The sequence below is a fragment of the Paracoccus mangrovi genome (assembly GCF_042648425.1).
GTDB classification, from domain to species: Bacteria; Pseudomonadota; Alphaproteobacteria; order Rhodobacterales; family Rhodobacteraceae; genus Paracoccus; species Paracoccus mangrovi.
The window spans coordinates 350,664-372,231 of the sequence record NZ_JBHRXJ010000002.1 but is presented as its reverse complement, the minus strand read 5'-3'; the positions used below and the strand labels follow the sequence as shown (position 1 = coordinate 372,231).

Sequence of the window (21,568 nt, the reverse complement as noted above, 5' to 3'; positions counted from 1 at the left end):
AAAGGGGCGCGAAACCCGCGCCCCTCTCTTTCATGCCCAAATATCCCACGGGGGTCCGGGGGTGTGAAACCCCCGGCTCTCCTCCGACACGTCGCCGCTCACTTCAGCCCGGGCGTGCCGTCGAACTTCTTCTCGAGCTGGTTCCAGACCTCGATATATTCCTCCTGCATCGGCGCCTCCTTGGCGGCGAATTCGGTCAGGTGCTGGGGAAAACGGGTCTCGAACATGAAGGACATGGTATTGTCCAGCTTTTCGGGACCCAGCTCGGCATTCGATGCCCCCTCAAAGGCCTGCCGGTCCGGGCCATGCGGCAACATCATGTTATGCAGGCTCATCCCGCCGGGAACGAAACCCTGCGGCTTGGCGTCATACTGGCCATAGATATTGCCCATCAGCTCGGACATGATGTTCTTGTGATACCATGGCGGGCGGAAGGTGTTTTCCGCCACCATCCAGCGTTCGCGGAACAGCACAAAGTCGATATTGGCCGTACCCGGCACCCCCGATGGCGCGGTCAGCACGGTAAAGATCGACGGATCGGGATGATCGAACAGGATCGCCCCGACCGGACAATAATTGCGCATGTCATATTTATAGGGCGTGTAATTGCCGTGCCATGCGACCACATCGAGCGGGCTTTGATCGATCCGGGTCTCGTGGAACTGACCGCACCATTTGATGGTCACGGTCGAGGGCACCTCGCGATCCTCAAAGGCCGCGACCGGGGCCTTGAAGTCGCGCGGATTGGCCATGCAATTGGCACCGATCGGGCCCCGACCGGGCAGCTCGAATTTCTGGCCATAGTTTTCGCAGACAAAGCCGCGCGCCGGCCCCTCCAGCAACTCGACCCGATAGACAAGGCCGCGCGGGATGATGGCGATTTCCTTGGGCTCGACATCCAGAATGCCCAGCTCGGTCGCGAAACGCAGCCGCCCCTCTTGCGGGACGACCAGCAATTCGCTGTCGGCGGAAAAGAAATAGGCGTCCTTCATCGACTCGGTGACCAGATAGATATGGCTGGCCATCCCGACCTGGGTGTTCACATCGCCCGCCGTGGTGATCGTGCGCATCCCGGTCAGCCAGGTCAGCTTTTCGCCCGAATGCGGCACCGGGTCCCAGCGATACTGGCCCAGGCTGGTCACATCGTCATTCACGTTCGGCGCCGATTTCCAATAGGGCAGCGCGATCTTGTGATAGCGGGCCGAATGTTTGACGCTGGGACGGATGCGATAGCACCAGGTGCGTTCCGGCGGATTGGCGGTGAATGCCGTGCCCGAAAGCTGTTCGCCATAAAGGCCGTAATTGCATTTCTGCGGGCTGTTCATGCCCTGCGGCAGCGCGCCGGGCAGCGCCTCGGTTTCAAAATCATTTCCGAAACCGGGCATATAGCCTTCATGCGTGCCGGTGGTGACGGTGGCGCGGATCATGCCGCGCGGAAGATCGTGGCTGGTCATTGGCGGAACCCCTCCCGGATTCGTTGCGTCTGCAATGAAAATATCGTTGCTATCGCAACAAAGTCAAGCCCCGGTTTGCACGTCCCGCCCGGGCGCCAGCAGCAATCGCGCGAAACGTTCGCGCAGCGGGTCAAGATGCGGATTGCCCTGGGTCACCGCCTCGAACAGCTCGGGCGCATCGGCGCCGACCATGTCCAATGCCTCGGCCAAAAGATCGAAACTGCGGGTGCGGATCAACGGATGCGGCCGGAAATCGGCCATCGCACGGGCCAAAAGATGGGTCAGCCCCTGGGTCAGCGCCGCGTGACGGTCATGCTCGTCGGGCGTGGTCACGATGACCCGAAGGCCCGCCACCCGGCGCAGAAATGCCGCGATCCTGCGCCAGCGCAAAGCCCCCGCCCCGTCCCGCACCGGGCACAGCACGACACGCCCCCCTGCCAGATCCCCGGGCATGCTTTGCGGCCCGAACATCGGATGCGTGCCCAGAATGCCGACATCCCCCGGAAGGATCCGCCGCATCAGATCGGCCGGCCCCTGCTTAACCGAACAGACATCCATCACCATCTGCCCCGGCCGCAGATGCGGCGCCAATGCGCAAAGACAATCGCCCAGCGCCGGCACCGGAACAGCCAGCACCACCAGATCGAAATCGCCCGCCTGCGCGACATCCGCCAAGGACAGGCCCAGCGCGCCCGCATCCGCGCGCGCCACGGGATCGGGGTCGCAGATGGCGACGCGCAGATGCGGGCGCAGATGCCGGGCGATCAGCCGGCCAAAAGCGCCGAAACCAAGGATCAGAACACGGGGAAAGACAGGTGACATGGCGATCTCTTTCACGGGGAAAAGGGGCCAGAGGTCGGGATGCCGGGAAATGCCGAACCGCTGGCGGGACAGCGGCGGCATGGGGAAACGCTCCGCTGCTAGGGCAGCGGATAATAGAGCGACGAAAGGGGGGCCGTGCGTTTCATGCCGGCGGGGCTAGCCCGGTTTCCCCTCCCCGTCAAGCATCGGGATCCCGCGCGCCGCCCCGATCCCGCGATGGCGGCAAGCCCGCCCCCGCCTTATATGCCCGCCAGAATGCGGTGCTGTCGGCATAGCCCAAAAGCCGCGCGATTTCGGCATTGGACAGCCGCGCCTCGCGCAGATGGGTCCGCGCCAGATGCAGCCGGCTGTCGCGCAGCATGTCGCGCAGCGATGTCCGCAAGCCCGTCAGCCGCCGTTGCAGCGTCCGCGTCGACAGGTTCAGCTCGGCCGCGATCAGGTCCAGCGTGACCGGCCTTTGCCCCAGATGCAGCGCGATCAGCCGCCGCACCCGCGCCAAAAGATCGCCATCGGCCTTGGGCCGGCGCAGATCGGCGACATGCCGGGTCAGAATGGCCATCAGCCCCTCATCCTCGGGGCGCTGGACGCGCTCGGCCGCCGCCAGATCAAAAATCAGCCGGTTGGCCGACTGACCGAATTGCGGCCGCACGCCCAGGATGCGGGTCAGAACCGCCGCATGATCGGGTTCGGCATGTTCCAGATGCGCCTCAAGCAGCCGCGCCGCCGGTCCAAAGGCCGCCTGCGCCAGCGCCAGCGTCGCGGCCAGCGAATATTCGCTGTCCTGCCGGCGCGGCCAGAGGTCGGGATCGTCGATCTGATAGCTCCAGACAAGGGCGCCGTCCTCGGGCTGGACCCGGATCGCGGTCTGGTCCTGCCATGAAATCAGGCTCATCGCCAACCGCTCCAGCCCGCGCCGCAGCGTCGACGAGGCATCGAACAACAGCCCCACCGGCCCCAGATCGGCGGGCCGAAAGCTGGTGCCCACGCCGGCGCAAAAGGCCGCATCCCCCGTCACCCCGGGTGTATCCTCAAGAAAGGCCAGATAACGGCGCAGCGGGATTTCGACATAGCGGTCGCTCAGCTGCGCCCGCGTCAGCGCATGGCGCGACAAGAGCGCGGCGGCGGAAATGCCGCGCCGCTCGATTTCGCGCAGCACCGGAGACAGCGACGAGACGCGAATCATCGGCACCGGCACATCCTGTCGCATTTCGGTCATGCTGGCCGTCCTCCCCCGTGCCGGATGGCGCATTCTATCGAATCAATGGCGCGCTTCGCAATTACGGCTGCGGCACAGCGTCGCATATAATTCGTTTCATATGAAATGAACTTCGGCGCAATGCCGCCCGCTGACAACAGCACCACCGCCAACCGCACGCCGCCAACAGCAGGGAACATCCACATGTCACGCACCCGATCCGGGGATGCCGCGCCCGCCGCAGGACTTGCCCGCAATTCCGTCGGCACCGCCCATATCGTCTTTTTCGTCGTCGCCGCCGCCGCGCCGCTGGCCTCGGTCGTGGGTGCCTCGCCCGCGGCCTTTGCCTTTGGCAATGGCGCCGGCGTGCCGGGGGTCTATCTTCTGGCGGGGCTGCTTTATCTGGTGTTTTCGGTGGGTTTCACCGCGATGAGCCGCGAAACCGGCACCACCGGCGGCTTTTACACCTATATCACCCGCGGGCTGGGCCGTCCGGCCGGGGTCGCGGCGGCCTCGGTCGCGCTTTTGACCTATAAGATGATCCAGCTGGCGGTCTATGCGCTCTTTGGCATCTTCGTGTCGGGGGCTTTGGCGGGGCTTGGGATCGCGGCGATGCCCTGGTGGCTGCCGATTCTGGCGGTGATGGCGGTGATCTGGGCCTGCGGGTCGCGCAACATCGTCTTTTCCGGCCGCCTTCTGGGCCTGTGCATGCTGGCCGAGATCGCCATTCTCTTCGCGCTGGACATCGGCATCCTGTTGCGCGGCGGCGGCCCCGAGGGGATCACCCTGACCTCATTCGCGCCGACGACGGTCTTTGCCCCGGGGCTGGGCGCGGCGCTGGTCTTTGTGGTCGGCTCTTTCATGGGCTTCGAGGCCACCGCCATCTTTGCCGAAGAGGCCGAAAATCCCCGCCGCACCATCCCCCGCGCCACCTATGTCGCGGTGGCGCTGATCGCCGGCTTCTATGCCTTTTCGACCTGGGCGATCACCCAATATTACGGCCCCGCACAGATCCAGACCCAGGCGCAGACCGGGCTTGAGACGCTGTTTTTCACCGCCGCCACCGATGTTCTGGGCGGCTGGTCGGTCACGGCGATGGAGCTTTTGCTGATCGTCAGCCTGTTTGCCTCGGCGCTGTCGTTTCACAACACCATCAACCGCTATTTCTTTGCGCTTGGCCGCGACGGGCTGTTGCCGCGCGGGCTGGGGCTGGTCCATGCGCGCCACGGCTCGCCCCATGTCGCGGGCCGCGCGCAAGCGCTGATCGCGGCCGGGCTTCTGGCGGTGGCGGTGATCGCGGGGATGGATCCCTATGCGGTTGTGTTTTCCTGGACCTCGGCCATCGCGGTCATAGGCATCCTGTCGGTGCAGATGCTGGTTTCGGTCGCGATCATCGCGCATTTCCGCCGGCATGGCGGCGATCTGGGCCTGTGGACACGGTTGATCGCGCCGGCGCTTGCGCTGGCGGGGCTGGGTGTCGGGCTTGGGCTGGTGATCGCCAACCTGCCGCTGCTGGCCGGATCGGACAGCCCGGTCGTCTGGGGTTTTCCGTGGCTGGTCATGGGCTTTGGCCTGATCGGCGCCGCCTATGCCATCTTTCTGCGTTCCCGCCGTCCCGCGCTTTATGCTGCGCTTGGGACCGCCATCACCGAGGTCTGACCCATGAGCCTGATCGACCCCAAGACCATGCGCCAACTCGACGCGCTGAACTATTACACCGCCACCCGCAAATACGACCTGTCTTTCCCCCGCCTGACCGAGGATCTCGAGGCAGATATCGTGGTCATCGGCGGTGGCTTTTCCGGGATCAACACCGCGCTGGAACTGGCCGAAAAGGGCATCACCAATATCGTGGTGCTTGAGGGGCGGCATCTTGGCTATGGCGGCACCGGCCGCAATGGCGGCCAGGTGATGGCCGGGATCGGCCATGACCTGAACGCGGTCAAGAAACATGTCGGCGAGGCCGGGCTGGAAACCCTGTTCAAGATCGCCAATCTGGGTGCCGGCATCATCCGCGACCGCGTGGCGAAATACGCCATCGACGCCGATTTCTGCCGTGGCTACGGCTATCTGGCCTATAACCGGCGGCAATTGGAGACGCTGCGCGGCTGGCGCGACGAGTTCCGTCAGGTCGCGCCCGACGAGGATATCGAGCTGTTGGAAGGTCCGGCGCTGCGCCAGATCATCGGCTCGGATGTCTATGCCGGCGGGTTGAAACATATGGGCGGCGGTCATGTCCATTCGCTGAACCTGCTGCTGGGCGAGGCGCAGGCCCTGACCGGGCTTGGCGCGCGCATCTATGAAAACTCGCCCGCCATCGCGGTCGAATACGGCGCCCGCATCACCGTGCGCACCAATGCCGGTTCGGTCCGCGCCCAAAAGCTGCTTTGGGCCTGCGACAGCTTTCTGAACCGGATGGAGCCCGCGATCGCGGCCAAGACGGTGAACACCTATGCCTTTCAGATCGCGACCGAGCCGCTGCCGGATGCGTTGATCGAACGCATCAGCCCGATCCGCGGCGCCTATTCCGACATCCGCCCGGTGATCGATTATTTCCGCGTCACCAATGAAAACCGGCTGCTTTACGGCTCGGCCACGCGGGCGCTGGACCATATCCCGCAGGATCTGGCGGGCTGGAACCGGGACCTGATGCTCAAGACCTTTCCCTATCTCAAGGATGTGCGCATCGACATGGCCTGGGGCGGGCCGATGGCCTGTTCGGCCAATCTGTTCCCGCAGATCGGCACCCTGCCTGATCGGGGCAATGCCTTTTACGTTCAGGGCTATTCCGGCTTTGGCGTCACGCCCAGCCATATCGTCTGCAAGGTGCTTGCCGAGGGCATGAGCGAAGGCTCGGCCCGCTATGACCTGATGGCGCGGATCCCGCATGTCTCGATCATCGGCACCGACCATGCGCGGGGGGCCATCACCTCGGCCGCGAAATGCTGGCACCAGCTTTCCGGCTATTTCAACGGCCGCCGCTGAATTTCACACCAAGGAGAAAACCATGATCACCAAGATCGACACCAAGATCCCCGAACTGGAAAGCTGGGGCAGCATCGCCAATCTGGGCTCGGAGGTGCTGGAGGGCGATGTGCAATGCATGGGCCATATGGTGCATGGCGCGCCCACGGACCCGGTTTCATGCGCGTTTTTCGGCGTGACGCGGGGCAAGTTCCGCATGACCTATCCCTTTGACGAACATGCGACCGTGGTCGAGGGCAGCGTGACCTTGACCGACGAAAGCACCGGCATCGCCCAGACCTATCACGTCGGCGACGGCTGGTTCGTGCGCAAGGGCACCCCGATCCTGTGGGAGGTCACGAGCGACCGTTTCGTCAAGAACTATCTTGCCGTGGCATGATCCGGCCCGCGGCCCGCGCCCCCTTGGGCCGGGCCGCAACCATTCGCAAAGGCCACCCCCATGCGCCAGACGCAGACGCCCCGCACCGATCACCGGTCAGCCCATGACCGCCGCCAACAGGTCGCTTGCGCGCGACAGGCCCAGCTTCTGATAGGCGCGCTGGCGATAGGTCAGGACGGTGCCGGTGCCAAGGCCCAGCTCTTGTCCGATGTCGCGCGCGGTGCGCCCGATCAGGGTACGGGCGCAGACCTGTCTTTCGCGCGGGGTCAACACGGCATGGGTTTCGGCCAGCCGGCGCTCGACCTCATCGAGCAGCGGCCTGCCGGCGGCCGGGCGCTGCAACAGCCGCGTCAGCCCGGTGATCGCCACCTGCGCCAGCGCGCCCAGCTGCGCCATGTCCGGCGCGGCCCGGCCACGCTGATAAAAGGTCACGACAAGACAATGCCCCGGTGCCTGCCAGCCGAAACAGATCTTTTCCGAAAAGCGCGGCCGTTCGAAACACAGCTTGCGATAGGGGCCAAGCTCGATCGCATCGGCGGGGATGCGACAAACGAAACCATGGCCCGGCGGCGTGGCCAACCGCGCCTGCACCGCCGGATCGCTGCGGTGAAAGCGGCGGGCATAGGCCTCGGCCCGCTCGGCCACATCGCCCAGATCGCTGGACGAGGCCAGCGTTTCGGGCGCGCCATCGGCAATGCGATAGGCGAAAAGTTCCTCGATGCCGGCCGCCGAATGCGCGGCCTTGAGCAGATGTTCGGAAAAGCTGGTCAGATCGCGCGCATCCAGCACCGCCGCCGCGCGATCCGGGTCGATCAGCCCCGCAGATACCATTCCGCCCCCCTTGGCCCCGCCCCCGATGGCCGCCCCAGATGGCCCCCACACGGCCGCCTGTCATCAGGTCTAACGACATACAGCATCAATTCGTTTCATTAGAAACGATTTAGAACCCATTTTAGCCGAAAAGCACCGGAGAAAGAACATGAGCAAACCCTTTGCCTCCTCGGCCGATACGAGCCAGAAAACCGATACGCTGGAGGTGCTTGCCGACGGCGTCTATGCGCTGACCGCCGAGGGCGATCCCAATGTCGGTGCCGTCGAGGGCGAGGATTTCGTCGTCGCCATCGAATCGCGGGCGACCCCCGCGGCCTCGCGCGACTGGCTCAGGATCCTGCGCGAACAGACCGACAAGCCGGTCCGCTATCTGATCCTGACCCATTACCACGCCGTGCGCGTGCTGGGCGCAAGCGCCTTTGACGCGGGCGACATCATCATGTCGGACGCCTCGCGCGATCTGGTGGCGGAACGCGGCGAACAGGATTGGAAAAGCGAATTCGGCCGCATGCCGCGTCTGGCCAAGAACGCCGAAGAGGTGCCCGGCCTGACCTGGCCCACCATCACCTTCGCCCGCGAATACGATATCGACCTGGGCGGCGATCGCGGCAAGCTTGAGCTGCGCTTTCTGGGGCGCGGGCATACCGGAGGCGATATTGCCGTCTGGCATGACAAGACCCGCACGCTTTATGCGGGTGACCTCGTCGAATCCAAGGCCGCGCTTTACACCGGCGACGCCTATCATTTCGACTGGGCCGGCAAGACGCTGGATAACGTCAAGGCCTACCGTTCCGAAAACCTGATCGGCGGGCGCGGTGCCGTTTCGCGCGGCGTTGCCGAAACCGATGCGGCGGTCGAACAGACGCGCAAGTTCCTGAACGGCATGATCGAACATACCGGCCGCGTCCACCGCGCCGGCGGCGACCTGAAGGCCGCGTTCGAGGCGACGCGCGACGCGCTGGCCCCGGAATTCGGCGCATGGCCGATCTTTGAGCATTGCCTGCCCTTTGACGTACAGCGGCTCTGGGACGAGTTCGACGGCATCGAACATCCCCGCATCTGGACGGCCGAACGCGACCGCGAGGTCTGGGCCAAATTGCAGGACTGATCCCGCGCAAAAGGGAGGAGGAGAAGATGGCAAACGTTACGGGCATCCCCGTTTACAAAGAGATCGGCGCAAGCCCCGCGCCGCAGGGCGCGCGCGATACGGCGCGCGTGGTGATCGTCGGCGCCGGTCCCGTGGGTCTGGCGATGGCGCTGGATCTGGGCCGGCGCGGGCATGCCGTGACGGTGCTGAACCGGCTGGATTTCGTCGCCCATTGTTCCAAGGCGATCTGCTTTTCCAAACGCTCGCTCGATATTCTGGACCGGCTGGGCGTCGGCGATCCGGCGGTGGACAAGGGCGTAACCTGGAATGTCGGCAAGGTGTTCTGGGGCGCGGGCGACGAGCCGGTCTATCAATTCGACATGCTGCCCCTGAAGGATCAGAAGCGCCCCGGCTTCATCAACATCCAGCAATATTATATCGAGGAATATCTGCTGGAAGGCTGTCAGGCGCTACCCAATATCGACATCCGCTGGGGCCACCGCGCCGATGCGGTGAAGCCGCTGTCGCAGGGCGCCGAACTGGCCGTTCAGACCGATCAGGGCGCCTATGTGCTGGCCGCCGAATGGGTGATCGCCTGCGACGGCGCGCGTTCGACCATGCGCGACAGGATGGGGCTGGATTTTGCCGGCCGCATTTTCGAGGATAATTTCCTGATCGCCGATATCCGCATGAAACACGAGATGCCGGCAGAGCGCTGGTTCTGGTTCGATCCGCCCTTCAACCCCGGGCGTTCGGCCCTGATGCACAAACAGCCCGACGATGTCTGGCGGCTGGATTTCCAGCTGGGCTGGGACATCGACCGCAAGGCCGCGACCCGGCCCGAAAATGTCGAACCCTTCATCCGCGCCATGCTGGGCGAAGGCGTCGAATTCAGCCGCGAATGGTATTCGGTCTATACGTTCCAATGCCGCCGGATGGAGCGTTTCGTCCATGGCCGGGTGGTCTTTGCCGGCGATGCGGCGCATCTGGTGTCGCCGTTTGGGGCGCGCGGCTGCAATGGCGGTTTCGCCGATATCGACAATCTGGGCTGGAAGCTGGATCTGGTCCTGCGCGGCCGGGCCGATGACAGTCTCATTGAGACCTATAACCACGAGGCCATCGTCACCGCCGATGAAAACATCCTGAATTCGACCCGTTCGACCGATTTCCTGACCCCGAAATCCACCGCGAGCCAGGCCTTGCGCGACGCGGTTCTGGAACTGGCGCGCGAACATGCCTTTGCCCGGCCCTTTGTCAATTCGGGGCGGCTTTCGACGGCGGTCGGCTATGGCGAAAGCCCGCTTTCGACCCCGGATGCGGATATGTGGCAGGGCGGCGTGGCCCCCGGCCAGCCGGTGCTTGACGCCCCCCATGACGGCGGCTGGCTTCTGGACCATCTGGGCGGGGATTTCGTGCTGCTGAGCCATGGCTGGCAGGGCAAGGCGCCCACCGGTCTGCGCCGGATCGAGGTCGCGGATGCGGCGGCCGCGCGTCTGGGCCTGCCTGCCGGCGCGGCCATGCTGGTGCGCCCCGATCAATATGTCGCCGCCCGCTGGCTGCGGCCCGACACCACCGGCATTGCCGCCGCCCAACATCGCGCCGAAGGAGGAAAATCATGTCTGCACTGAACCTTGCGCCGAATCTGACCGGCCATGACGATCTTTATGCCGAGCTGGTGCGCATGCATGACGGGCTGAGCGAGGCGGAATCCCTTGGGCTCTGGTCGCGCCTTGCGCTGGTGCTGATGAACCATATCGGCGAGCGCGAGGTGATCGCGCAGGCGATGGCCGTCGCCCGCGCCCGCTGATCCCGGATCAAAGAACAGGTAGGGAGGAAACGCCATGTTCGACCTGACCATCGGCGGCCAACAGGTCGCCACAACCGCCCGTTTCGCGGTGCGAAACCCCGCGACCGGCGCAATCGTCGGCGAGGCGCCGAATGCCTCGGCCGCCGATCTGGACCGCGCCGTCCGGGCCGCCCGCGACGCCCAGCCCGGCTGGGCCGCCCGGCCCGATGGCGAACGCGCGGCGGCCTGCGGCGCCGTCGCCGCCATCCTGACCGAACATGCCGAGGAACTGGCCCGGCTTTTGACCCAGGAACAGGGCAAGCCGCTGAACGGGCTTGGCTCACGCTGGGAACTGGGCGGCGCGGCAGCATGGGCGGGTCACACCGCCAGCCTGTCCCTGCCCCCCGAGATCATTCAGGATGACGAAGCCGGCCGCGTCCAGGGGATCCGCAAGCCCATCGGCGTCATCGGCTCGATCACGCCATGGAATTTCCCGGTGATGATCGCGATCTGGCACATCATGCCGGCGATCCGGGCCGGGAATGCGGTGGTGCTCAAGCCCTCGCCACTGACGCCGCTGGCGACGCTGCGCATGGTGGAGCTGGCCAATGCCGCGCTGCCCGCAGGGGTGCTGAACGTGGTGACCGGCGACGACCGCGACTTCAATATCGGCGCCGCGATGAGCGAACATGCCGGCATCGACAAGATCGTCTTTACCGGATCGACCGCGACCGGCCGGCATGTCATGCGCAGCGCGGCCGGCAATCTCAAGCGGCTGACACTGGAACTGGGGGGCAATGATGCCGGCATCGTGCTGCCCGACGCCGATCCCGCCGCCATTGCCGAGGGCCTGTTCTGGGGCGCGTTCATCAATAATGGCCAGACCTGCGCCGCGCTGAAGCGGCTTTACGTTCATGACGACATCCACGATGCGGTTTGCGAGGCGCTGGTCGCCTTTGCCGGCCGCATCCCGGTCGGCGACGGCATGGACGAGGCCAGCATCCTTGGCCCGGTCCAGAACCGGATGCAATTCGACAAGCTGGCCGCGCTGGTTTCGGACGCCGCCTCGCGCGGGCAGGTCCTGCTGGGCGGGCGTCCGGGGCCGGGCCTGTTCTTTCCGCCGACGATCATCGCCGGGCTGAAAAACGGCGATGCGCTGGTCGATCAGGAACAGTTCGGCCCCGCCCTGCCGGTGATCCGCTATCGCGATCTGGAGGCGGCGATCGCGGCCGCCAATGACAATCCGAACGGGCTGGGCGGATCGGTCTGGTCCACGAATATCGAGGCGGCGCGCAGCGTGGCACAGCGGCTGGAATGCGGCTCGGCCTGGATCAACAAGCACGGCGCGGTTCAGCCCAACGTACCCTTCGGGGGCGTCAAGCAATCCGGCTTTGGCGTACAATTCGCCGAGGCGGGGCTGCGCGAAAACACCACGCTTCAGGTCATCTTTGGCTGATCCCGCCGGATACCGCACGGTCCACCGCCCCGCCCCGCAATCCATCCGTGATCGCGCGGCGGGGCGGCACGAACCAAATCCGTCACGCCCCCGGCCGCGCAAATCGGATTCCGCGCAGATTCCGCTTGCCTCGCCGCACAGCCACAATTAACTGACGGGCGCCCGGAGGAGTGGCAGAGTGGTTTAATGCACCGGTCTTGAAAACCGACGTGGGGGTAACTCCACCGTGGGTTCGAATCCCACCTCCTCCGCCAACGCGACCGGCGTCGAACCTGCTCTGGGCGCCTGGGGGTTCCGTTCGGACCATTAACGAATTCTTGACTATGAGTGTTGAGTCCGGTGCGGTGCCGATAAGACCGATGATCGACGATTTCACCGTCTCAATCGGGCGAATGCCGTCATCGATCTCGACGGTTTCGATCCCGTGAAGGAAGGCTGCGGGCATAGGCGACATCTCCGAAAAGATTCGGGAGACCGTCGCTTAACTGGGGGATGAAATAGCCCTTGAAGGCTTTCGGGGGCGCGCCAGGTGCGTTCGCACTCTGCTCAGTCTGCCAGATGAATAAGCGGTTTGTCAAAACCGCCAGCTCAAGACAGAGTGCACTTCAAACGGCGCAACGAGCAGCAACAACCCAACGAGACGGCTTTCATGGCGAGTAAATCACCATTTCGAGTCACTATATCTGTAGACGGCACCGATCGCTCGCTGATGTCGCTTTCCCCTACGCACGAGGGGGGACTGATGGTGTCCGTAAAGTGCGCGGAAGTTTTTTTCGGTGACTCGCGGGGCGTCGCTGGAAGAAACCGGCTGGTTCGCCAACGCTACAACATCCATTCAAGCATCCACGATCCACGCGCGACCACGATAAAGAAAATCACGGAACTTGAAGGAGAGCCGCGCGTCGAGGGCTACATTCGTACGACGGCGATCAAGTCCAAGAACCTGTTTGCTCCACTGTACTTCAAGCTATCACCTGACCTTGCGTCTGACAGGTACAGTAGCTTCGAAACAGCCGGACGAAAGCACATTTCTCTCGGGGCCTACAATCCGCGGAACTTCACGCTTCTATACGCGGTATTTGTGGGAAAGCGGGATGCGCAATTTCTGGACAGTACCTTTCTATCCAAGAGCCTATCGTATCGCCTGCATGACATAGGGAAGTTCAGGCTGGTCTTCTTGTACTCGTTCTTGAATATCCCGTCTCATCACTCGGGACGCTCAATACATGCGGGAGTTCCGGCGAGGGATGCCGCCTCCGACACGATTCCACTCGTCGACATGGATATGGCGTTCCCCGCAATGGGCGTGGTCTGCCATGCACTCACGTCGTTTAAGTCATTGGCCGATTTCCACATCGACTATCTTTGTCGGACCGAGGGGCCTGAGTTGGAGAAAAGTTTTAGCGGTTACCCATTCGACTTTTTTCCGACTGGGTTGCTGGTACGTCCATAGCGCTTCTCATTTCTCTCGACCGCTTGCGCCTACCGCGGCTCGTTCAGCTAGTATTGGCAAATGCCCACCCAGTTGGCATGTCACAGATCTAGGTATGTCCTGACAGCCTGCTGAGCGAGGGTGCCGTCGATATTGCTGTTGGCGGTAGCGACATAGTCGTGTTTAACGAGCGCCTGTTTTCCAGCCTGCGCCATGCCCGCCAGTTGATCGCGCCATGGCGCGACGAGCAAAAATCACCACCGCCCGCACGCAAGCCCTGACGGGCTTACGCCGCAGGAGGTCCTCAACCGGTCAGAAAAGGACCAAACCCCAAACAGAACTGACTTCTGAACGACGACAAATCGACGAGAAGGTCAGGCAGGCCATCCACCCCGCCTCAGCCGGGTGACCTATTCCACCGTCACCGATTTCGCCAGATTGCGGGGCTGGTCCACATCGGTGCCCTTGGCCACCGCCGTGTGATAGGCCAGATACTGCATCGGCACCGCGTAAAGGATCGGCTGGAACAGCCCGCCGCCCGAGGGCATGCGCAGCGTCGCGCGCGCGCCGTGGCCGCCGGCCTCGATCCCCTCGGCATCCGAAATCAACAGCACCTGACCGTGCCGCGCCATGACCTCTTGCATGTTCGAGACGGTCTTGTCGAACAGCGCGTCACGCGGCGCCACCACGACCACTGGCACGTTCCGGTCGACCAGCGCGATGGGCCCGTGCTTCAGCTCACCCGAGGCATAGCCCTCGGCGTGGATATAGCTCAGTTCCTTGAGCTTCAGCGCCCCTTCCAGCGCGACGGGATAAAGCGCGCCCCGGCCCAGATAGAGGACGTCCTGCGCCTCGCTCAGCCAACCGGCCAGACGGCGGCATTCGTCGCTGATCCCCAGCGCCTGGTTCAGCAGGCCGGGCAGCGCCCGCAGATCGTCCAGATGCGCGCGCAGTTCCGCGTCCGTCAGCCGGCCGCGATCATGCGCGGCCTTTACGGCCAGCACCGCCAGCACCGCCAACTGGCAGGTGAAGGCCTTGGACGAGGCCACGCCCACCTCGATCCCGGCCAGCGTCGGCAGGGCGATATCGGCGTCCCGCGCAATGGCCGAGGTGCCCACGTTCACCACACCGATGGTTTTCGCCACCTTGTCGCGGGCATAATGCAGCGCCGCCAGCGTATCGGCGGTCTCGCCCGACTGGCTGACGAAAAGCGCCCAGCTTTTGGGCGACAGCGGCGGCTCGCGATAACGGAATTCCGAGGCCACATCCAGATCGCAGGGCAGCCCGGCAAGGCTTTCGAACCAGTAGCGCCCCACATAGGCCGCAAGCGAGGCGGTGCCGCAGCCAACCAGCGTCAGCCGGTCCACGTCGCGAAAATCCAGCGCCTCGGGCAGGACGATCCGGTCGCCCTTGATGTAATGGCTGAGCGCATCGCCCAGCACCACCGGCTGTTCGGCGATTTCCTTGGCCATGAAATGGCGATAGCCGCCCTTGTCGATCTGGGTCGCGCCGACGTCGATCTGGGCGATCTCGCGATTGGCAAGGCGGCCTTCGGCATCGAAAATCTCGGCGCCGCTGCGGCGGATGATCGCGTGGTCGCCATCCTCAAGATAGGTGATGCGGTCGGTGAACGGCGCCAGCGCCACCGCGTCCGAGCCGATGAACATCTCGCCCTCGCCATGGCCAAGGGCCAAGGGGCTGCCCTTGCGGGCGGCGATCATCAGGTCCGGCTCGCCCTCGAACAGAAAGGCCAGCGCGAAGGCGCCATGCAGGCGGCCCAGCGTCGCGCGCGCCGCCGCCACCGGGTCCATCCCCTGCGACATGTGCCAGGCGGTGAGCATCGCCACGGTTTCGGTATCGGTCTGGGATTCCGGTTGCAGGCCAAGGGCGATCACCTCGTCCCGCAATTCACGGAAATTCTCGATGATGCCGTTATGGACCACGGCGACCGGGCCGCGCCGATGGGGATGGGCGTTCTGTTCGGTCGCCGCGCCGTGGGTCGCCCAGCGGGTATGGCCAATGCCCGCATGACCGGTCAGCGGCTCATGGACCAGCCGGTCCGACAGGTTGATCAGCTTGCCCACCGCGCGGCGACGGTCAAGCTGGCCCGCGTCATCGACGGTGGCCACGCCCGCGCTGTCATAGCCGCGATATTCCAGCCGCTTCAGCGCCTCGACGAGCTGCGGCGAAACCTCATGCCCGCCCAGGATCCCGATGATGCCGCACATGTCCTAATTCCCCTTTTTCTGGCGCAGGGCCTGCATCAGCCGCGTGGCAAGGCCGGGCTTGGTCACCTGTTTGGCGCGCCCCAGCGCCAGCGCATCGTCGGGCACATCCACCGTGATCACCGAGCCCGAGCCGGTCATCGCCCGAGCCCCCACCCGCACCGGCGCCACCAGCATCGTGTCCGAGCCGATAAAGGCATGCGCGCCGATTTCGGTCCGGTGCTTGCCGACGCCGTCGTAATTGCAGGTGATGGTGCCGGCGCCGATATTCGTGGCCTCGCCGATATGGGCATCGCCCAGATAGGTCAGGTGGCCGACCTTGACGCCTTCGTCCAGCACCGAATTCTTGATCTCGACGAAATTGCCGACATGGACATCGCCGCCCAGTTCCGCGCCCGGCCGCAACCGTGCAAAGGGACCAACGGTCGCGCCGGCGCTGACATGACAGCCCTCAAGATGACAGAATGGCAGGATCTCGGCACCGCTTTCCACGGTCACGCCGGGGCCAAAGACCACGTTCTGGCCGATGACGGCATCGCGCCCGATGGCCGTGTCCAGCGCGAACCAGACCGTCGCCGGATCGGACAGGGTGACGCCATCTTCCAGCGCCTGCGCGCGGGCGCGGGCCTGAAACGCGGCCTCGGCCCCGGCCAGTTCGGCGCGGGTGTTGATGCCCAGCGTCTCGGCCTCGTCGCAGGTTACCACATCGACACGCCGCCCGGCGGCACGCGCCAGCCCCGGCAGATCGGTCAGGTAATATTCGCCCGCTGCATTGCGGTTGCCGATCCTGGGCAGGAATTCGCGCAAGGTCGCGGCATCGGCGGCCAGAACCCCGGAATTGACCAGCCGGATCGCGCGCGTGGCCTCATCCGCATCCTTGTATTCGACGATCCGCTCAAGCCCTTCGGGACCGGTGACAAGGCGGCCATAGCGCCCCGGATCGGCGGCCTCAAAGCCCAGCACAACCACATCCGAGGGATGCGCGGCCAGAACATCCAGCGTTTCAGCCCCGATAAAGGGGGTATCGCCGTAAAGCACGATCACGCGCCCCTCGAACCCCTCAAGCAGGGGCAGCGCCTGACGGACGGCATGGGCGGTGCCAAGCTGTTCTTCCTGAAGCGCGATGCGCACATCGGGATCCAGCTTTGCCAGCGCCTTTTCCACCAGATCGGCGCCATGACCGGCGACGACGATCACCTCTTCGGGGTCAAGGCTGCGGCCGGCGGCCAGCGCGTGACCGACAAGCGGCACACCGCCCAGACGGTGCAGCACCTTGGGCAGGTCCGATTGCATCCGGCTGCCTTGCCCGGCGGCCAGAACGATCAGTGCCACGGGTTTCTCGGTCATCTCGGCCTCTTGCCTGTTTCTTATCCCTGGCGGGCGTTCTACCTAGGGGGCGGCGGGGCGAAAAGCCCCCCGGCGTTCAAACATCTTGACGGAAGGTTACAGCGACATGGCGGACAGGCGCGCGGGCACGGTGGTTTTTGATCTGGATGGCACGCTTGCCGATACCTCGGCCGACCTGATCGCGGCGGCGAATGCCTGTTTTCAGGCACGCGAGCTGGGCGCGCTTCTGGATCCGGTGGCGGATGCGCTGATCGCCTTTCACGGCGGGCGCGCCATGCTGCGCGCGGGTTACGCGCGCCTGCCCGCCGACAGATTGCTGCCCCCCGGCGCCGAGGATGAGGATTATCCCCGCCTGCTGGATCACTATGCCGGCGCCATCGCCGTCCATACCCGGCTTTACCCAGGCACCGAGGCCGCGCTTGAGCGGCTTGCCGCCGATGGCCATATCCTTGCCGTCTGTACCAACAAGCCGGCGGCGTTGGCCGAGGTGCTGTTGCGGGAACTGGGCATCCGCGACCGCTTTGCCGCGATGATCGGGGCCGACACGCTGCCGGTCAGAAAGCCCGATCCCCGCCCCTATATCGCCGCCGTTCAGGACGCGGGCGGCGAGGTCACGCACTCGTTTCTGGTTGGCGATACCGATACCGACCGCAAGACGGCGCGCGCCGCCGGGGTGCGCGTCGCCCTTGTGGCGTTCGGCCCCGAGGGCGCGGGCCTGTCCCGGCTGTCCCCCGAGGCGATGCTGGACCATTATGACGACCTGCCGGCGCTTGCGGCCGACTGGCTGGGTCAATCGCGGCGGCAATAGCCTCGCGGGCCGGCCGGGCGGATCATGCCCTATTGAACCTTTTGCGAGCGCCAGGGTTCGGGCATGCTCTGCGGATCGCAGCGCCGCAGCTCGTCGACCTGCCCGGTCTTGCGCTTGATCTGCAAACCCTCTCCGCCGGGCATAACCAACATCGGCGTGGCAAGCACTATAGCCTTGCTCTTGGCATCGCCGGCCCTGAGGCAGCTCTGCTCGACCACAAAGGTCACAGCGCCAGCCCGGTTGATCCGCCGAAACTCGCATGTCGCGGCGATGGAGCTTACCCCCTTTGAGCTCACGGTCACCACTTGGTGCGGCTGCGGCTTGGCGCAATCCACGCCCTGTTCCAGGTAATGACCCGGCTTGAAACCGGGAAGACCCCCGGCATTCGCGCCCTGCGTCGTAACGAGAAAGCTTGCGGCAGACAGCGCGAAAGCTGCCCGGCAGATCAACAGATATATCGACGGTTCGTCTTCCTTTATCCAATATAATGACCGCTCATGGCCGCGACGCCGTCGGGAAAACCCCCCGGGACCGCATAGCTGTCAGCCGTCATGAAATTGGATTTATATAAAAAAAAGGGGCCTTGCGGCCCCATATGCGTCGCAGTGTCGCAGCTTACTCGGCCTCGTCCGCCGATTTGGCGTTGAGCAGGCCGTAATTCTGCGCGCCGATGGTGTCGTGCAGCTGAATCTGGGTCTCGAGAAAATCGATGTGACCTTCCTCATCGGCGATCAGATCCTCGAACAGCGCCTTGCTGACGTAATCGCCGACCTTTTCGCAATGATCGCGGGCCTCGATATACAGCGTGCGGGCATCGTGTTCGCCGGCAAGATCGGCTTCCAGCGTTTCCTTGATGTTCTGGCCGATGCGCAGCGGGTCCAGCTTTTGCAGATTCGGGTGCCCCTCAAGAAAGATGATTCGCTGGATCAGGCGATCCGCGTGGTTCATTTCCTCGATCGATTCGGCACGGGACTTGCTGGCGATCTTGCCATAGCCCCAGTCCTCTTGCAGGCGGTAATGCAGCCAGTACTGGCTGACAGCAGTCAGTTCAGACCGCAGAGCTGCGTTGAGATACTCGATGACTTTCGCGTCGCCCTTCATGGCTCACCTCTGTGCGATTGGCTTTGAGCCCCCGAAGTATCGGAGGAACAGCCAGATTATCGCATCCACGCATGGTGTCCAGAAACAAGGGCATGCACCCGCCACAATCGGCGCGCTTGCCCAGCGCGCGATAGATCTTGCCGGGGGTGATGATCGTCGCCGGATCCGAGGCCCGCATCCAGTCCACGGCGGCGCGGATGTCGTGATCCGAAATCTGGGTGCAGTGGCAGACGATCATGGTGCTATCTCCGGCTGGGTATTACTTAGCAATTCTATCGGACATGTAAAGCCCGAGTTTTTCACTTTGTGATTGGGCGCCGCTTGACGCCTGCCGGCCGCAGGGACAGAAGCCGGAATATGAAGCTTGACGATTTCGACTTTGACCTGCCCGAAGCCCTGATCGCGACGCGCCCAGCGCGGCCGCGTTCCTCGGCACGGCTGTTGCTGGCCCAGGGGGCGGCGACGCGCGATCTCAGCGTGCGCGACCTGCCCGATCTTTTGGGGCCGGGCGATCTTTTGGTGCTCAACGACACCAGGGTGATCCCGGCGCGGCTGACCGGGACGCGCACGCGCCAGACCCCGCAGGGCGAGGCGGTGGCCCGGATCGAAATCACGCTTCTGGAACCGGTGGCCGATGGCTGGCGCGCGCTGGCCAAACCGCTGCGCAAGTTGAAACCGGATGAAATCATTCGCTTTTCCGACGCGCTCTCGGCCCGTGTCGCGCGGATCGAAAATGCCGAGCTGGTTTTGAGTTTCGACGCCACGGGCGCGGCCTTTGACACCGCGCTGGCAGAGGTCGGGGCGATGCCCCTGCCCCCCTATATCGCCGCGCTGCGGGCGCCCGACGCCGCCGATCATCAGGATTATCAGACGGTCTGGGCCCGCAATTCCGGCGCCGTCGCCGCCCCCACCGCCAGCCTGCATTTCGACGAGGATTTGCTGGCACGGCTGACCGACCGGGGCGTGCGTTTTGCCCATGTGACCCTGCATGTGGGGGCCGGCACCTTCCTGCCGGTCAAGGTCGAGGACGTGACCACCCACAAGATGCATGGCGAATGGGGCGAGGTCACCCCCGAGGCCGCGCAGGCGATCAACGACACCCGCGCCGCCGGGGGCCGCGTGATCCCGGTCGGCACCACCGCGCTGCGGCTGATCGAATCGGCGGCCACCCCGGACGGGCGGGTCCAGCCTTTCGAAGGCGTTACCGAAATCTTCATCTATCCGGGCTATCGCTTTCGCGTGACCGATGCCCTGATGACCAATTTTCACCTGCCGAAATCGACGCTTTTGATGCTCGTCAGCGCGCTGATGGGACAGGAACGCGTCCGCGAACTCTATCGCCACGCGGTGGATTCGGGGTATCGGTTCTTCAGTTATGGCGACGCTTCGCTGCTGATTCCAAAGGGTTCGTGATGCTGACCGTGCTTCGCACCACCTGGCCGCTGCTTCTGGGCATCCTGCTTTTGATGGTCGGCAACGGCATGCAGGGCACGCTTCTGGGGATCCGGGGCAATATCGAGGGGATTTCCACCTCGCATATGTCGGTGGTCATGGCGGCCTATTTCGGCGGCTTCCTGTTGGGGTCGCGCGTGGTGCCGGGCATGATCCAGAAGGTCGGCCATGTGCGGGTCTTTGCCGCGCTTGGCTCGCTCATCTCGTCGCTCTTGATCCTTTATGCGGTGGCGCCGCACTGGATCGCATGGGCGGCGATGCGGTTTCTGATCGGGTTCTGCTTCTCGGGGGTCTATATCACCTCGGAAAGCTGGCTGAATGCCAGCACGACCAATGATTCGCGCGGTCAGGCGATGTCGGCCTATATGATCGTGCAGATGCTGGGCATCATCTCGGCGCAATTGCTGATGAATACGGCCGATCCGGCGGGATACCTGCTTTTCGTCATCCCCTCGGTGCTGGTCAGCCTGTCTTTCCTGCCGATCCTGCTGTCGACCCAGCCCGCACCGCAATTCACTACACTGAAACGGATGAGCTTCGGCAAGCTGTTTCGCGTCTCGCCGCTGGGCTGCGTCGGGATCTTTCTGATGGGCGGCGTGTTCTCGGCGCTCTTCGGGATGGCCTCGGTCTGGGGGTCGTCCAAGGGCCTGTCGGTGACCGAAATTTCCGCCTTTGTTGCCGCGATTTATACCGGCGGCCTTGTGCTGCAATACCCGATCGGCTGGCTTTCGGATCACAGCGACCGGCGGCTGATCGTGCTGGGGCTGGCCATTCTGGGCTTTGTCACCTGCCTTGCCACCTATCGGCTGGATCCGGGCATCTGGGGTCTGCTGGCGGCGGCGGCGCTGGTGGGCGGGGTCGCGAACCCGATCTATTCGCTGCTTCTGGCCTATACGAACGATTTTCTGGACGCATCCGACATGGCCGCCGCCTCGGCGGGGCTTTTGTTCATCAACGGCGTCGGCGCGATGACCGGCCCGCTGATCACCGGTTGGATGATGTCGGCCATCGGCCCGGACGGGTTCTGGATCTATATCGGCCTGCTGCTTGTCATGCTGGCGGCCTATACCGGCTGGCGCCGGACCCGTCGCCCCACCCCGACGCAGGATCAGAACTTTGCCGTCATCGCCCCCTCGGCCACCCCCGTCGCGGTCGAGGCCGCGCTGGAAAATGCCGGGGCCGAGGACGCGGGCAAGCCGGCCTGACCG

General features: G+C 64.4%; 20 protein-coding genes and 1 tRNA gene. 12 read left to right on the top strand and 9 right to left on the bottom strand.

Annotation, left to right across the window (positions count from 1 at the left end; translation table 11 throughout):
- Positions 1-98: 98 nt before the first annotated feature.
- The 3 genes from hmgA to ACFOMH_RS04160 form a co-directional block, all read right to left on the bottom strand.
- A complete protein-coding gene (gene hmgA / locus ACFOMH_RS04170) occupies positions 99-1,454 on the bottom strand; it encodes a homogentisate 1,2-dioxygenase (protein ID WP_374425447.1) in 1,356 nt (451 codons plus the stop codon).
- Between the two features lie 63 nt (positions 1,455-1,517).
- On the bottom strand, positions 1,518-2,291 hold the full coding sequence (locus tag ACFOMH_RS04165; protein ID WP_377742806.1) for a prephenate dehydrogenase/arogenate dehydrogenase family protein: 774 nt from the start codon (positions 2,289-2,291) through the stop codon (positions 1,518-1,520).
- Between the two features lie 163 nt (positions 2,292-2,454).
- Positions 2,455-3,492, bottom strand: a complete 1,038-nt coding sequence (locus ACFOMH_RS04160; RefSeq protein ID WP_377742804.1) for an AraC family transcriptional regulator ligand-binding domain-containing protein — start codon at positions 3,490-3,492, stop codon at positions 2,455-2,457.
- 183 nt (positions 3,493-3,675) lie between these two features.
- On the opposite strand from ACFOMH_RS04160, the gene ACFOMH_RS04155 reads away from it, so the two are divergent.
- Genes ACFOMH_RS04155 through ACFOMH_RS04145 form a run of 3 tightly spaced genes read left to right on the top strand, consistent with a single transcriptional unit; the run spans position 3,676 to position 6,835 of the window.
- On the top strand, positions 3,676-5,130 hold the full coding sequence (locus ACFOMH_RS04155) for an APC family permease (RefSeq protein WP_377742802.1): 1,455 nt from the start codon (positions 3,676-3,678) through the stop codon (positions 5,128-5,130).
- A 3-nt stretch (positions 5,131-5,133) separates the two neighbouring features.
- On the top strand, positions 5,134-6,456 hold the full coding sequence (locus tag ACFOMH_RS04150) for an NAD(P)/FAD-dependent oxidoreductase (RefSeq protein WP_377742800.1): 1,323 nt from the start codon (positions 5,134-5,136) through the stop codon (positions 6,454-6,456).
- A gap of 22 nt (positions 6,457-6,478) precedes the next feature.
- Entirely contained in the window at positions 6,479-6,835 is a 357-nt protein-coding gene (locus ACFOMH_RS04145; RefSeq protein ID WP_374425442.1) for a cupin domain-containing protein, read from the top strand.
- A gap of 96 nt (positions 6,836-6,931) precedes the next feature.
- Here the strand turns inward: ACFOMH_RS04145 and ACFOMH_RS04140 are convergent, their stop codons facing one another.
- Complete coding sequence (locus ACFOMH_RS04140; RefSeq protein WP_377742797.1) at positions 6,932-7,666, bottom strand: helix-turn-helix domain-containing protein; 735 nt, start codon at positions 7,664-7,666, stop codon at positions 6,932-6,934.
- A 148-nt stretch (positions 7,667-7,814) separates the two neighbouring features.
- On the opposite strand from ACFOMH_RS04140, the gene ACFOMH_RS04135 reads away from it, so the two are divergent.
- The 6 genes from ACFOMH_RS04135 to ACFOMH_RS04110 all read left to right on the top strand — a co-directional run bounded on the left by ACFOMH_RS04135 (position 7,815) and on the right by ACFOMH_RS04110 (position 13,448).
- Positions 7,815-8,774 (top strand): MBL fold metallo-hydrolase, encoded by a 960-nt coding sequence (locus ACFOMH_RS04135; protein WP_377742796.1) that lies wholly within the window; start codon positions 7,815-7,817, stop codon positions 8,772-8,774.
- A 26-nt stretch (positions 8,775-8,800) separates the two neighbouring features.
- A complete protein-coding gene (locus ACFOMH_RS04130) occupies positions 8,801-10,381 on the top strand; it encodes an FAD-dependent oxidoreductase (protein WP_377742794.1) in 1,581 nt (526 codons plus the stop codon).
- Complete coding sequence (locus ACFOMH_RS04125; RefSeq protein WP_374425438.1) at positions 10,369-10,560, top strand: DUF2783 domain-containing protein; 192 nt, start codon at positions 10,369-10,371, stop codon at positions 10,558-10,560. Before ACFOMH_RS04130 ends, ACFOMH_RS04125 begins: the two co-directional genes overlap by 13 nt.
- Positions 10,561-10,594: 34 nt before the next feature.
- A complete protein-coding gene (locus tag ACFOMH_RS04120; protein ID WP_377742792.1) occupies positions 10,595-11,995 on the top strand; it encodes an aldehyde dehydrogenase family protein in 1,401 nt (466 codons plus the stop codon).
- A 164-nt stretch (positions 11,996-12,159) separates the two neighbouring features.
- Positions 12,160-12,249: transfer RNA gene (locus tag ACFOMH_RS04115), tRNA-Ser, on the top strand.
- Positions 12,250-12,644: 395 nt separating this feature from the next.
- Positions 12,645-13,448, top strand: a complete 804-nt coding sequence (locus ACFOMH_RS04110) for a hypothetical protein (protein ID WP_377742790.1) — start codon at positions 12,645-12,647, stop codon at positions 13,446-13,448.
- A gap of 389 nt (positions 13,449-13,837) precedes the next feature.
- Here the strand turns inward: ACFOMH_RS04110 and glmS are convergent, their stop codons facing one another.
- Both glmS and glmU read right to left on the bottom strand, forming a co-directional pair.
- Complete coding sequence (glmS, locus tag ACFOMH_RS04105; RefSeq protein WP_377742788.1) at positions 13,838-15,655, bottom strand: glutamine--fructose-6-phosphate transaminase (isomerizing); 1,818 nt, start codon at positions 15,653-15,655, stop codon at positions 13,838-13,840.
- Between the two features lie 3 nt (positions 15,656-15,658).
- Positions 15,659-16,999, bottom strand: a complete 1,341-nt coding sequence (gene glmU, locus ACFOMH_RS04100; protein ID WP_377742786.1) for a bifunctional UDP-N-acetylglucosamine diphosphorylase/glucosamine-1-phosphate N-acetyltransferase GlmU — start codon at positions 16,997-16,999, stop codon at positions 15,659-15,661.
- A 106-nt stretch (positions 17,000-17,105) separates the two neighbouring features.
- Between glmU and ACFOMH_RS04095 the strand changes: the two genes are divergently transcribed.
- Positions 17,106-17,807, top strand: coding sequence for an HAD-IA family hydrolase (locus tag ACFOMH_RS04095; protein WP_377742785.1), 702 nt, complete (start codon positions 17,106-17,108; stop codon positions 17,805-17,807).
- A 29-nt stretch (positions 17,808-17,836) separates the two neighbouring features.
- Here the strand turns inward: ACFOMH_RS04095 and ACFOMH_RS04090 are convergent, their stop codons facing one another.
- The 3 genes from ACFOMH_RS04090 to ACFOMH_RS04080 form a co-directional block, all read right to left on the bottom strand.
- Complete coding sequence (locus tag ACFOMH_RS04090; protein ID WP_377742783.1) at positions 17,837-18,256, bottom strand: hypothetical protein; 420 nt, start codon at positions 18,254-18,256, stop codon at positions 17,837-17,839.
- A gap of 166 nt (positions 18,257-18,422) precedes the next feature.
- Positions 18,423-18,908, bottom strand: a complete 486-nt coding sequence (gene bfr / locus ACFOMH_RS04085; protein ID WP_377742782.1) for a bacterioferritin — start codon at positions 18,906-18,908, stop codon at positions 18,423-18,425.
- Positions 18,856-19,146: a (2Fe-2S)-binding protein gene (locus ACFOMH_RS04080; protein WP_374422673.1), complete on the bottom strand. Its 291-nt coding sequence runs from the start codon at positions 19,144-19,146 to the stop codon at positions 18,856-18,858. The genes bfr and ACFOMH_RS04080 overlap by 53 nt, the downstream gene beginning before the upstream one ends.
- 119 nt (positions 19,147-19,265) lie before the next feature.
- On the opposite strand from ACFOMH_RS04080, the gene queA reads away from it, so the two are divergent.
- Positions 19,266-20,321, top strand: a complete 1,056-nt coding sequence (queA, locus tag ACFOMH_RS04075; protein ID WP_377742781.1) for a tRNA preQ1(34) S-adenosylmethionine ribosyltransferase-isomerase QueA — start codon at positions 19,266-19,268, stop codon at positions 20,319-20,321.
- Positions 20,321-21,565: an MFS transporter gene (locus ACFOMH_RS04070; RefSeq protein ID WP_374422669.1), complete on the top strand. Its 1,245-nt coding sequence runs from the start codon at positions 20,321-20,323 to the stop codon at positions 21,563-21,565. Before queA ends, ACFOMH_RS04070 begins: the two co-directional genes overlap by 1 nt.
- The last annotated feature ends 3 nt before the right edge of the window (positions 21,566-21,568 follow it).

Coding starts and splice junctions, on each gene's coding strand:
- hmgA (WP_374425447.1), bottom strand. CDS start 1,454: ATGACCAGCCACGATCTTCCGCGCGGCATGATCCGCGCCACCGTCACC.
- ACFOMH_RS04160 (WP_377742804.1), bottom strand. CDS start 3,492: ATGACCGAAATGCGACAGGATGTGCCGGTGCCGATGATTCGCGTCTCG.
- ACFOMH_RS04155 (WP_377742802.1), top strand. CDS start 3,676: ATGTCACGCACCCGATCCGGGGATGCCGCGCCCGCCGCAGGACTTGCC.
- ACFOMH_RS04150 (WP_377742800.1), top strand. CDS start 5,134: ATGAGCCTGATCGACCCCAAGACCATGCGCCAACTCGACGCGCTGAAC.
- ACFOMH_RS04145 (WP_374425442.1), top strand. CDS start 6,479: ATGATCACCAAGATCGACACCAAGATCCCCGAACTGGAAAGCTGGGGC.
- ACFOMH_RS04140 (WP_377742797.1), bottom strand. CDS start 7,666: ATGGTATCTGCGGGGCTGATCGACCCGGATCGCGCGGCGGCGGTGCTG.
- ACFOMH_RS04135 (WP_377742796.1), top strand. CDS start 7,815: ATGAGCAAACCCTTTGCCTCCTCGGCCGATACGAGCCAGAAAACCGAT.
- ACFOMH_RS04130 (WP_377742794.1), top strand. CDS start 8,801: ATGGCAAACGTTACGGGCATCCCCGTTTACAAAGAGATCGGCGCAAGC.
- ACFOMH_RS04125 (WP_374425438.1), top strand. CDS start 10,369: ATGTCTGCACTGAACCTTGCGCCGAATCTGACCGGCCATGACGATCTT.
- ACFOMH_RS04120 (WP_377742792.1), top strand. CDS start 10,595: ATGTTCGACCTGACCATCGGCGGCCAACAGGTCGCCACAACCGCCCGT.
- ACFOMH_RS04110 (WP_377742790.1), top strand. CDS start 12,645: ATGGCGAGTAAATCACCATTTCGAGTCACTATATCTGTAGACGGCACC.
- glmS (WP_377742788.1), bottom strand. CDS start 15,655: ATGTGCGGCATCATCGGGATCCTGGGCGGGCATGAGGTTTCGCCGCAG.
- glmU (WP_377742786.1), bottom strand. CDS start 16,999: ATGACCGAGAAACCCGTGGCACTGATCGTTCTGGCCGCCGGGCAAGGC.
- ACFOMH_RS04095 (WP_377742785.1), top strand. CDS start 17,106: ATGGCGGACAGGCGCGCGGGCACGGTGGTTTTTGATCTGGATGGCACG.
- bfr (WP_377742782.1), bottom strand. CDS start 18,908: ATGAAGGGCGACGCGAAAGTCATCGAGTATCTCAACGCAGCTCTGCGG.
- ACFOMH_RS04080 (WP_374422673.1), bottom strand. CDS start 19,146: ATGATCGTCTGCCACTGCACCCAGATTTCGGATCACGACATCCGCGCC.
- queA (WP_377742781.1), top strand. CDS start 19,266: ATGAAGCTTGACGATTTCGACTTTGACCTGCCCGAAGCCCTGATCGCG.
- ACFOMH_RS04070 (WP_374422669.1), top strand. CDS start 20,321: ATGCTGACCGTGCTTCGCACCACCTGGCCGCTGCTTCTGGGCATCCTG.